Below are 1,824 nucleotides of genomic sequence, written 5' to 3'. Positions count from 1 at the left end.
GAAGAACCGCCCCTGACGAACCGAGTGATGCTAAGTGCCTGAAGCACGCCCACCGGACCTTCGGGTCCATCGGGTGTGTGGAGCGCACGGCCCGATCTGGTAGTAGTCAAGCGATGGAGTGACGCAGGAAGGTAGCCTCCGCGTGGCGATGGTTGTCCACGTCCAAGGGTGTAGGGCGCGATCCAGGCAAATCCGGATCGCAGAACGCCTGAGACCTGATAGTGACCGCGAATGCGGGAAGAGGGTGATCCTATGCTGCCGAGAAAAACTTCTAGCGAGGTTCGAGCCGCCCGTACCCCAAACCGACTCAGGTGGTTAGGTAGAGAATACCAAGGCGATCGAGTGAATCGTGGTTAAGGAATTCGGCAAAATACCCCCGTAACTTCGGGAGAAGGGGGGCCCTGATCGTGACGACACTAGCTGTCCGAGCGTGATCGGCCGCAGAGACCAGGGAGAAGCGACTGTTTACTAAAAACACAGGTCCGTGCCAAGTCGCAAGACGATGTATACGGACTGACGCCTGCCCGGTGCTGGAACGTTAAGGGGACGGGTTAGCCGCAAGGCGAAGCTCAGAACTTAAGCGCCAGTAAACGGCGGTGGTAACTATAACCATCCTAAGGTAGCGAAATTCCTTGTCGGGTAAGTTCCGACCTGCACGAATGGCGTAACGACTTCTCCACTGTCTCAACCACGAACTCGGCGAAATTGCACTACGAGTAAAGATGCTCGTTACGCGCAGCAGGACGGAAAGACCCCGGGACCTTTACTACAGCTTGGTATTGGTGTTCGGTACGGCTTGTGTAGGATAGGTGGGAGACTGTGAAGCCGTCACGTCAGTGATGGTGGAGTCAACGTTGAAATACCACTCTGGTCGTTCTGGATATCTAACCTCGGTCCGTGATCCGGATCAGGGACAGTGCCTGGTGGGTAGTTTAACTGGGGCGGTTGCCTCCTAAAAGGTAACGGAGGCGCCCAAAGGTTCCCTCAGCCTGGTTGGTAATCAGGTTTCGAGTGTAAGTGCACAAGGGAGCTTGACTGTGAGACAGACATGTCGAGCAGGGACGAAAGTCGGGACTAGTGATCCGGCGGTGGCTTGTGGAAGCGCCGTCGCTCAACGGATAAAAGGTACCCCGGGGATAACAGGCTGATCTTGCCCAAGAGTCCATATCGACGGCATGGTTTGGCACCTCGATGTCGGCTCGTCGCATCCTGGGGCTGGAGTAGGTCCCAAGGGTTGGGCTGTTCGCCCATTAAAGCGGTACGCGAGCTGGGTTTAGAACGTCGTGAGACAGTTCGGTCCCTATCCGCTGTGCGCGTAGGAAACTTGAGAAAGGCTGTCCCTAGTACGAGAGGACCGGGATGGACGAACCTCTGGTGTGTCAGTTGTCCTGCCAAGGGCACCGCTGATTAGCTACGTTCGGAAGTGATAACCGCTGAAAGCATCTAAGCGGGAAGCACGTTTCAAGATGAGGTTTCCAGGCCCGCGAGGGCGAGAGGCTCCCAGCTAGACGACTGGGTTGATAGGCCGGATGTGGAAGCACAGCAATGTGTGGAGCTGACCGGTACTAATAAGCCGATAACTTGACTCACAAAGATGCTACGCGTCCACTGTGCAGTTCCCGAGATACAAACGGGAACCTGCAGACCATGCAGCCACGGCCACGGCCTGCATGACCACGATCCTGATATCTCCATAGAGTTTCGGCTGTCATAGCGAAGGGGAAACGCCCGGCTCCATTCCGAACCCGGAAGCTAAGCCCTTCAGCGCCGATGGTACTGCACTGGTGACGGTGTGGGAGAGTAGGACGCAGCCGGACACACTTT

At 56.4% G+C, this 1,824-nt stretch carries 2 rRNA genes (1 of these 2 only partly in view); both read left to right on the top strand.

The features are described from left to right. Nucleotides 1–1,589: ribosomal RNA gene (locus AC3WRT_RS20515) — 23S ribosomal RNA — on the top strand (it extends 1,640 nt beyond the left edge of the window). A gap of 111 nt (nucleotides 1,590–1,700) precedes the next feature. Continuing rightward, nucleotides 1,701–1,817, top strand: a 5S ribosomal RNA gene (gene rrf / locus AC3WRT_RS20510). Nucleotides 1,818–1,824: the final 7 nt, after the last annotated feature.

This window comes from Terrabacter sp. FW104-15G4B, from assembly GCF_058790095.1.
Note: the sequence above shows the minus strand (reverse complement) of the source record. Positions and strands in the feature narration are given on the sequence as shown.